This window comes from Arthrobacter sp. Dra40 (genome assembly GCF_059091905.1).
Genome location: NZ_JBNHHB010000198.1, coordinates 1 through 9,442 on the forward strand (window position 1 = coordinate 1; position 9,442 = coordinate 9,442).

7 protein-coding genes are annotated in these 9,442 nt (G+C 65.2%); 6 read left to right on the forward strand and 1 reads right to left on the reverse strand.

Annotated features, from left to right (window positions below; translation table 11 throughout):
* Positions 1-193 precede the first annotated feature (193 nt).
* The 6 genes from AC5RWT_RS30860 (at position 194) to AC5RWT_RS30885 (ending at position 7,468) form a co-directional block, all read left to right on the forward strand.
* A complete protein-coding gene (locus AC5RWT_RS30860; RefSeq protein ID WP_494083540.1) occupies positions 194-925 on the forward strand; it encodes a hypothetical protein in 732 nt (243 codons plus the stop codon).
* Between the two features lie 672 nt (positions 926-1,597).
* Positions 1,598-2,089: a DUF2975 domain-containing protein gene (locus AC5RWT_RS30865; protein WP_494083541.1), complete on the forward strand. Its 492-nt coding sequence runs from the start codon at positions 1,598-1,600 to the stop codon at positions 2,087-2,089.
* A 606-nt stretch (positions 2,090-2,695) separates the two neighbouring features.
* Positions 2,696-3,463 (forward strand): response regulator transcription factor, encoded by a 768-nt coding sequence (locus tag AC5RWT_RS30870; protein WP_494083542.1) that lies wholly within the window; start codon positions 2,696-2,698, stop codon positions 3,461-3,463.
* Between the two features lie 160 nt (positions 3,464-3,623).
* Positions 3,624-5,123, forward strand: coding sequence for a sensor histidine kinase (locus AC5RWT_RS30875; RefSeq protein WP_494083543.1), 1,500 nt, complete (start codon positions 3,624-3,626; stop codon positions 5,121-5,123).
* A gap of 336 nt (positions 5,124-5,459) precedes the next feature.
* A complete protein-coding gene (locus tag AC5RWT_RS30880) occupies positions 5,460-6,800 on the forward strand; it encodes a heparan-alpha-glucosaminide N-acetyltransferase domain-containing protein (RefSeq protein WP_494083544.1) in 1,341 nt (446 codons plus the stop codon).
* Positions 6,801-7,114: 314 nt separating this feature from the next.
* Positions 7,115-7,468, forward strand: a complete 354-nt coding sequence (locus AC5RWT_RS30885) for a hypothetical protein (RefSeq protein WP_494083545.1) — start codon at positions 7,115-7,117, stop codon at positions 7,466-7,468.
* Between the two features lie 72 nt (positions 7,469-7,540).
* Here AC5RWT_RS30885 and AC5RWT_RS30890 read toward each other — a convergent pair whose 3' ends face one another.
* The gene (locus AC5RWT_RS30890) at positions 7,541-8,776 is read right to left on the reverse strand and encodes a metal-dependent hydrolase family protein (RefSeq protein ID WP_494083546.1); all 1,236 of its coding nucleotides are present in this window, start codon (positions 8,774-8,776) and stop codon (positions 7,541-7,543) included.
* Between the last annotated feature and the right edge of the window lie 666 nt (positions 8,777-9,442).

Sequence of the window (9,442 nt, forward strand, 5' to 3'; positions counted from 1 at the left end):
ATGCCTTTATGCGGAAAAGCTTCCTCGGCGCAGCATGCAGCAAGTCCCGCTGGCCGCCGCAAGCTTCCCTAGGAACTGGGTGAAAGCTGAAGCCAGCTTTTTACAAGAAAGCCAGTGAAGGATACGCCCTATGCCGCGCATCATGCCGGCACATCCACGGCCGGTGACCGGCGAACCGAGGGAGACGGTAAGAATGGCACGCACAACCGGGGTTTGCGCAGTGGTCCTGTCCACAATGCTGATGCTCACAGCCTGCGGAGATGAAGCAGCCCCGGAAGAGACCGCCGAGCCGGCTGCCTCCCCTACCGCCCAATCACCGCAGACCACCTCGGCGGCCACGACATACACCAACGATGACCTCAAGGAAGTGATCGCGGGTCTAAAAGACGCGCAGGGCAAACAACTCTCAGTCGTTCCGGCAGCCCAAATCGATCAGGGACTCGCGGCCGCGGAGGAACTGCTGGCGAACGCGACCATCACCCCTGAAACCTGTTCCATGTTCGCGACCGAACAGACCCGGATACCCGGCGGCAGCACCTACGCCGCCGGAGCCAGCCAATCGGCCGAGGAAAAGTCCCAGACCGTCATCACCCTCGTCGCCGTCAAAGACCCGAAAGTCATCGCCGACCAGCTCGAACAAGCACAAGAATCCATGCAGCAGTGTGCCGACTTCGAAATCGAAGCCGAAGGACAGAAAATCAGCAGCAGGATCACCCCACTGGACGTGACCACAGACGGTGAGCAGTCCCTCGGCTCCATCACCACCCAGAAGCTGCCCAACGGGCAAAGCCAGAAGGTCATGTCCGTAGCCGGAACGCAAGGAACCCTCACGGCCACCGCCGTGAAAATCGGACTCGACATCGAGGAAAAAGCACAGGACGAACTCATCAAACTCGTCAACGACGCCCTGTCCCAAAGCCAGTAACCAACCATGTGCGGAAAGGACAAGATGACCCTGGACGAGTCACAGACGTTTTACCTCGAAAGAGTGTTGGGATCCCCTCCAGACCCAAAGTACGCAATCTTGCCCCGTTCCCGGGTTTGTCTCCTGCCGTCGGCATGCGCCAAGCGCAATGACCAATCCGACGAAACAGGAGCCGAGCCTTCTAGGAAAAGGCACCCCATGTCCCACCAGCCTCCAGAACCGAATCCCGAACCGGTACATCCTGCACGAGCGCCGACCAGCCCCTGTTCCAGTGTCTCTGGACCCTCAAAAAACCCGGACGGCACGGATTTTTGCCACGGCATCCAATTCCGTTCACGACACGGAAACGACCTGCTCCTCTGGGCCGTCGACGAACACGATACCGACTGCCAGAACAGCTCTCACGTCAGCGACACAGAACTAACCGGCCTCGATGCCGCCGCCCCCGAACTCCGCAAAGCCATGGCCCTGCTCGGCCTGACAAGCTTGGGCGAACACCGAGAACACAGCTGAAGCGCCGGGGCGGACACAAGATAGCGCCCGTATGCGTCAGGCCGATCTACCTGTCACCGGGCTATGTTGCCAGCCGGTTATCTGCCCAGGCTTGTCCGGCGCACCCGAGCAACCTCCATGCGGTTGGCACCCGTCCCGCGCGCATGGTTGACAGTCAATATGGGTAAGACGAATGATCTCGATATGAACAGGCAGCAAGTTACACCGCTCCGCATAATCCTCGGAGCGCTTGCTCTTGGCGCCCTGCTGGCTCAACTTGTGATTGTTCCGCAGGTAGCAGCCCAGTACGCCGATGCTTACCCCGAGGTTGCGTATCTGGCGCCCCCGTACGTCACGGCAATAGTGGTTGCGATCGGCGGGTTCGAGGTGGCTTTGCTGGCCGCGTGGCAACTACTCTCGGCCGGGGAGCGGTGCGGGGCTTTGACCGGTCGGTCAAAGCGATGGGCCACCGTCATGGCAGTTTCCGTTAGTTTCATGGCGCTGATATTCGCGGGTGTTTGCTTTCACGCCGGGTCCTTCGCAGCTGTCGGTGGACCTGCGATGTTGTTCGGACTTCTTGGCTCTGTCGCCCTTGTGCCCGTCGCGTTCGCTCTCAGAAACAAGGCAGCGGATTTCCTGCTGGGAGTCGATGTCGACCGGGTATCGCGGTAGCTCAGGCCATCTGGCTCGGCAGGCTCCTGTCGATCTCGTGCTGGGAGTGGGTCGGTACATCGCGAGGGTCGCTCCGTTGTAGCTACGCCCCCAGACCGGGACCGGGTCGTTGGGAGTTGATCGCTGATAGAGGCACGGCCTGCGGGGCCATTCGTTCACGAAAACCATAGAGGCACCCCCGTTGATCAGCACATGTTTCCCAGACGGGGAAAGCGTCGGTAAAGGAGCAATCAGGCTCATCGGAGCGTCCGGCGTCGCGCAGAACCCCCGCAAGACGCCACCGAGCCGGTATCCGGTTCATCTGCCCCTGACCGTCGAGGTCGGCGTCACACTGTTCGTTGTCGATGCAGCCTCAGCGTGCTCGCATTCTTCGCACCGGTGAGCACCCGGTGAGGAGGGGGCACCAGCGTGATCCATGGAACACGCGCGCCTCCCCAGCACCGTGGACGGCACGGAGAGGGGAACACGGCAGTCCTGCCCGCGGGAGCCTTATCCCGGACGCAGAATGCACAGCCAGGGCACAGTTTCTGCTGTTGTTTCTGACAGGATGGGCGTCTGGACTGTCAATATGGTGTTGTCAACTCCGCCCGATCTCAGGAGTCCTTCGTGTCCTCATCGACCGGATTAGGTTCGCCCACGTCACTGGCGGCCCTGCGCGAGGTGTTGCCCAAGCTTGCCCACCCGGACGGCAGTCCCCTGTGCGCACTCGTGGTGGACGATGAGCCGATGCTAGCGGACCTGGTCTCCATGGGCCTGGCCCTGTGCGGCTGGGAGGTGCATGTAGCGCATGCCGGACGCGCCGCCGTCGAGACCGCGCGCAACACCAACCCGGACGTGCTGGTGCTGGACTGGATGCTGCCGGAACTCGACGGGCTTCAGGTGCTGGAGCGGATCCGCGCCTTCCGTGCCGACGTGCCGGCGTTGTTCCTGACCGCTCGGGATTCGGTGGATGACCGGATCCGTGGGCTGTCCGTCGGCGGGGATGACTACGTCACGAAGCCGTTCTCGCTGGAGGAGGTGCTGATCCGCCTGCACCGGTTGGTCCAGCGTTCCGGGGTGGCCGCGCAGGAGTCGGACGAACTGGTGGTGGGGGATCTGGTGCTCAATGTCCGCACCCACGAGGTCCGGCGCGGGGGTGAGCCGGTGGACCTCACGGCCACCCAGTTCAGGCTCCTGCGGTACCTCATGGAGAACCCCCGGGCCGTGTTGTCCAAGGCGCAGATCCTGGACCACGTCTGGCAGTACGACTTCGGCGGCCAGGCGAACATTGTCGAGCTGTACATCTCTTATCTGCGCAAGAAGGTCGACGCCGGGCGGGCCCCGATGATCCACACAGTCCGCGGCGCCGGGTACGTCCTGCGGCCGACGACCTGAGGCGGGGACTGTGACCTCGTCCTCCGGCCCGCCTCCCGGTTCCTCCCCGACGTCGCCCCTGCCACCGATATCCCCGGCCCCGGGCCGGGGGCCTGTCTCGGCCGGCGGCCCCCGCCGGGACGGTGTGGCCGCCCGGCCCCGGCTGCGGATGACCCTGGCTGTGAGGACCGCGGTCGGCGTCGTGGTGCTGCTGGCCGCGGTGCTGAGCGCCTTCACCCTGACCTCCCTGGCCCTGACCGGACGCACGGTGGACGCCCAGTTGGAGGAGAACGTGGAGCGAACCTGGGAACGATCCTGGTCCTACCTGTGGCGCGGCAGGCAGAACACGCCGGACTTCACCCACGATCCGCTGGATGCCTCGGGCCAGCCGGCGGGGATGCTGGTGCTACTTATGACCGGCGGCCAGGTGGTCCAGGCGTCGCGGTTGGATGAGGAATGGAAAACGGTGAAGCTCTCTGCGCCCGGTGTGGAGAGGCTGGGCGCGCTGGCCGAGGAGACTTTGCGGGCCCAGAAAGCGCAGGACGCCGAGCTGGCAAAGCTGTCGAAGGAGGAGGCGGCGGCCATAGACGATGTCCGGTTGATCCGCGCCATGGACCTGGACGAGGGCCAGTTCCTCGTGCACGCGGAGATCGTCGACGATGAGGACGGCGTGGCGGTCGTTGGACTGCCCACGGCGGCGGTGGACAGGACGAAGGCCAACCTGGCGCAGGTGCAGGTCCTCGGCTCGCTGGCCGCTTTGGTGCTGGCTGGGCTGCTGAGCTGGTGGTGGATCCGCCGCTCGTTCCGGCCGCTCAAGAAGGTATCCCACGCGGCGGCCCAAGTGGCCAAGGTGCCCATGGGGTCCGGTGAGGTCTCCCTGGCGCCATATCGCGTACCAGGGGATCTGGCCCGCCCCGGCGACGAGGTCGGGGACGTGGGCCAGGCCCTGAACCGGCTGATCGACTCCGTGGACGGCGCGTTCGAGCAGCGCAACCAATCCGAGCAACGCTTACGCACTTTCGTGGCGGACGCCTCCCACGAGCTGCGCACCCCGCTGGCCGCGGTCCGCGGATACGCCGAGATAATCCGACTCACTGAGCCTCTGACCGACCGCGGCCGGGAATCGGTGGCCCGGGTGCTCAACCAGGCCGACCGGATGGGCTCCCTGGTGGAGGACCTGCTGCTGCTGGCCCGTCTTGACGCCGGACGAGACGTGCCGCGCGGCGAGGTGGACTTGGGCGAGGTCGTGGTGGACGTCGTCACGGATGCCACCGCGGCCGGTCCCGGCCATAGCTGGATGATGGACGTGCCCGAGCAGCCGGTGACGGTGCTCGGCGACCGGCGGCAACTGGCCCAGTTGGTGGCCAACCTGCTCTCCAATGCCCGCAAGCACACTCCTGTCGGCACCACCGTGCTGGTGCGCCTCCAAGAGGAGGCCCCGGCCGGCGTCGGAACCGTGCGCCTCACCGTGCAGGACGACGGTCCGGGGATCGACCAGCACCTGCGCTCCGGGCTGTTCGACCGCTTCGTGCGCGGGGACACCGCCCGGACCACGCGTGAGGGTTCCACGGGACTGGGACTGTCGATCGTCCGCTCAGTGGCCCGCGCCCATGGAGGAGATGCCACCGTGGAATCCGAACCCGGCCGGACCCTGTTCATCGTGGAGCTGCCAGCAGCGTGACACGCAGGGACTGCGGTGTCACGGTCACCCTCGACTCCCGCCCCGCAAGCACCCTTCCTGACGGTGCAAGGATTCTCTCGCCTCCCACCAACACCAGCCCCGATACCGCTGCGATGTTCCGAACGGACCGGCTGGATCTGTGCCCAACGACTAGGGCTTGAACCTTTCCTTCGGCACGGACCTGAAGTGGCCCCGCGCCGACGGCGGACCGCCCGTGGCGAGCCGGGAACGCTGATCACAGGCTCTGCACAGCAACGGCATAAGAGGGACCTAGCCGGCGATGTTGATCTGGTCATGGAAGCAGCCAAACGAGAAGCCAGACCCCAGGAGCCTCCCATGACTAACGAGGACAAGGATCCGACGAGTGCAGATATTGTCCCGCAGACGTACACCGCGGATCCTCCCGCGGCGGTGAAAGACCACCCCAAGAAGCGGCTGATCGGCATCGACGCCGCGCGCGGCCTGGCACTGATCGGGCTGATGGCCATCCACATCCTGCCCGACGCAGACGAGGACACCGGCGAGCCAACCTTGTCGTGGAACCTGTTCTCCGGGGACTCGGCTGCGCTGTTCGCACTGCTGGCCGGGGTGGGGTTGGCCCTGTCCTCCGGCGGGTCCGCTCCGCACCAGGGCCGGCGAATGACCGGGGACCGGGTGGGTCTGGCAGTACGGGCCGTGGTGATCGGCTCCCTAGGGCTGGTGATCTCGGCGATCCTGCCCTGGGATCCCCCGGCCTACAGCATCCTGCTCTATTACGCAGTGTTCTTCCTGCTGGCCATCCCCTTCCTAGTCCTGCGGTGCCGGGCACTGTTCGTGTGGGCAGCGGTGTTCAGCCTCGTCGCCCCGGTCCTGATTCAGCAACTGGGTCCGGCGTTGCCGGAGTCCTCGGCCTGGAACCACACGGTGGTGAACCTGGTCACCGAGCCGCTCGGCTCGGCCTCGGAACTGCTGCTCACCGGCTCCTACCCGGCCCTGGCCTACATGACCTACCTGCTGACCGGGCTGGGCCTGGGTCGGCTGGACCTGCGCCGTGTCCGGATCCAGGGACTCATCGCTGGGGTCGGCGCGGCCCTGGCGGTCCTGTCCAACGTGGTCTCCGTCCTGCTGCTGCGCGCCGGAGGTTACGAGGCGCTCTTAGCCACCCCGGGCATGACTTCGCACGACCTCGACGAGGCCTTGGTGTTCGGCCCGGAGGGCCTGCCCGACACCTCCTGGTGGTGGTTGGCCATCGCCACACCACACGCCAATACCCCGCTGGCCATCGCTTCCAGCCTCGGCACGGGGATGCTGGTGCTGGGCGTCTTCCTGCTCATCGCCCCCCGGGCCGAGCGGTTGTTGAAGCCCTTGGCTGTTATGGGCGCCATGACCCTGACCCTCTACTCCGCCCACCTGCTCGCCCTGGCCCCGGAACTGCACTACGACGACCCGAGCGTGTGGTTCGTCCTGCACCTGATCGCAGCTGCCGTATTCGCTTGGTTCTGGCACCGCAAGTTCGGTCAGGGCCCAATGGAGAGGGTGGTCGCCGTGGCGACCCGGAATGCACGACAAATCGTGGCCGACGACACCGCCGACACCGCCCCCAGTAGATCCACCACGGAAAGCCCCCGCGGAGCTACCGGCACAACCGCCGCCGGGGAGTCACCGCCCGACCCGGGGCAGGCCAATGACCACCGCTAGCACGTCGGTAACGTTGGGTGTGCGCAAGGTCCCCTGCCGACAGATTTCTCATCAGCGAACCAGCTTGCTTGCAGCTCGCCCTCCCTGCATGTGGACTGGTCCAACGGATGACGGCCCAACCTGAACACAGGCGAAAGGTTTCCGCCGGCAACTTCCGCGTTGTATTGGCATTCGAGGGCTGTCGGCATGGGGAACGTTCCCTGCTGGACATACCTGCGTCTAGGCTGAGTGTCCGGCCACACAATCGCGTTGGGTAGGCTGGGGCAAAACGATTGTCCCGCTTGCTCAAGTGGGGCTGATGCTTGGGGAACAAAATGGCTAAGAAACCGTCCGTCCTGCTGACTACAGGCCTATTGCTGACAGCCGGTCTAATCCTTGGCATCAGCACCCTTCCCAGCCGGACCACGGCAGATGACGCACCTGGTGCCTATGAGCCATTCATCGAATGCTCAGCCGACTACGCTGACGGGCCCGGTGCGGAACTGGACCGGAAGAACATGATCAGCGCGGAGAACAGCGTGCTCATCTCCCCCGAAGAAATGAAGGCGCTGGGTTTCCCCGAAGCGCAGGTCCAGGCCCAGACCGAGAAATGGAACGAGCTTTCGCCGGAAGAACGCGAAGAACAGTTGTGCCGTGCAGCGCAACAGAATGCAGTCGTCGAGAAGTAGCGAGTGCGGTCAGTGTGGGGTCCGGGGCAGTGAATCGCACGGGGTCGGGGGGCCAAGTCGCGTGCAAGCGGGTCAGCGCCGATGGTTGCTGCCGTCTCCGGGCTGGCGGTGGATGCTCCCAGAGCGCATGACGAAGTCAACCCGGGACGTGGCCGTAATGTCCTCGAGCGGGTTGCCCGGCATGCCCACGATGTCAGCACAGGCACCGGGCTTGAGCACGCCGATGTCGTCGCGGCCCAGCAGCTCGGCAGCGACGGAAGTGGCGGCGCGCAGCGCCCGAGGCGGGCTGATGCCGCCGTCCACCATGGCCTGGAACTCGAGGACGCCGTGGTCGAAGGGGAACATGCCGCAGTCGGTGCCGTAGGCGACTTTGACGTCGCTGGCCGCGACCAGCCGCTGGGATTCGAGGATCTGTTGGTTGTCGCGGCGGAACTTCCAGACGGCCTGGTCCGGAAGCGTGCCGGCCCGCAGTTGCGCGAGGTCCTCCTGGGTCATCTGCATCGTCGGCACGATGAACACCCCCGCTTGGGTCGCCATCTCGATGCCCTCCTCGTCGATCAGGTAGGCGTGTTCAAGACTGCGCGCACCGGCGCGGATCGCCTGCTTGCACGCCCCGGCACCACCGGTGTGCACGGCGATGGGCAGGCCGAGCAGCTTTGCGGTGGAGCAGACGGCTTCCATCTCGTCATCGAACCATGTGGTGCGGGCGGGATCGTCGCCCGCGCTGAAGTAGCCGCCGGCGTTGGCCGTCTTGATCCAGTCGACACCGTAGGCGTGCTCGCGCCGAACGAGCCGCCGGACCCGGTCTACGCCGTCGGCGACGGCGGACACCGGCAAGTCCCAGCGAGAGGGATAGAAGCCGCTGAGATCGCCATGGCCTCCGGTCGAGCTGAGGACGTGCCCCGCGACCACCAGATGCGGGCCCTGAACGATTCCGGCGGCAAGAGCGTTGCGCAGGTCCACTGTCGGGAATTCCGGATCCATCGTGCCTAGGTCGCGCAGCGTCGTGAAGCCGTAGCCCAGATACTCCTGCGCGAGGCCCAGACCGGCCAGTGCCTTGGTCGCCGTTGACTCCAGCGTCTGTCCGGCCAGAGCGGCGGCGTCCATCGTCAGGTGTACATGGGTGTCGATGAATCCCGGGCTCACGGTATGCCCGGTCAGGTCGATCACCTCCGCGCCCTCAGACCGGTCTACGGACCGCACCATCTCGGCAATCACACCATCTTTGACCAAAATCTCGGTTCTGCCGCGGAGATCTTCGGAAATACCATCGAAGACACTCCCGCACACCAAAACCGACACGCTCATAGGGTCCATAGTGTTCCCCCGACACCACGATGTCGAGGCCGCGGCAGCCTACGGTAACCAGGGCATAAATTGCAGCATGCGCCGCGGAGAGAATGCTGCCGGCGGCGATCCTGGATCCGGCCCTTCAAGCTCCGCTTCTGGGATGCGTGCGCCATCAGGGCTACCGCCCCATTACTGCCTGGCTGCCGGCGAGGGGTCCCGTGCACCGGGCTTCCCACGCCGGTAACGTGATCCACCGACAGGGCACGTAGGACGTCCTGCCGCAATGGTCGGCAGGCGGAGGAACAACAGAAGTGACCTGGGCACTAGTGCTGGATCTTGCGGCGACATTTTTCTTCGCCATTTCAGGCTGGACGGCACAGACCAATGACAGCGGTACGGGAACAAACAGGCCAGAGAACGCTCAATGAGCCAGTCGACATTCGGTTCACGCCCCAAGGCATGCCCTTGGCAGTGCGCTGGCAGGGCCGGCTGTGGCCGGTGGCGGCCGAGCCGCCGCACTGGTTCGCCCGGTGGAACTGGGGGGGAATCAGACGCGTCGGCCGGGTGCGGGCAGGGCAACATTGGTGACGTCGAGTTCTGGCGCCTGCAGGTCAGGGCCGCTTCAACCTCGCCGCTACGCACCTTGGAAGTTCGGCAACATCCCGGTTCGGAAGGCTGGCTTCT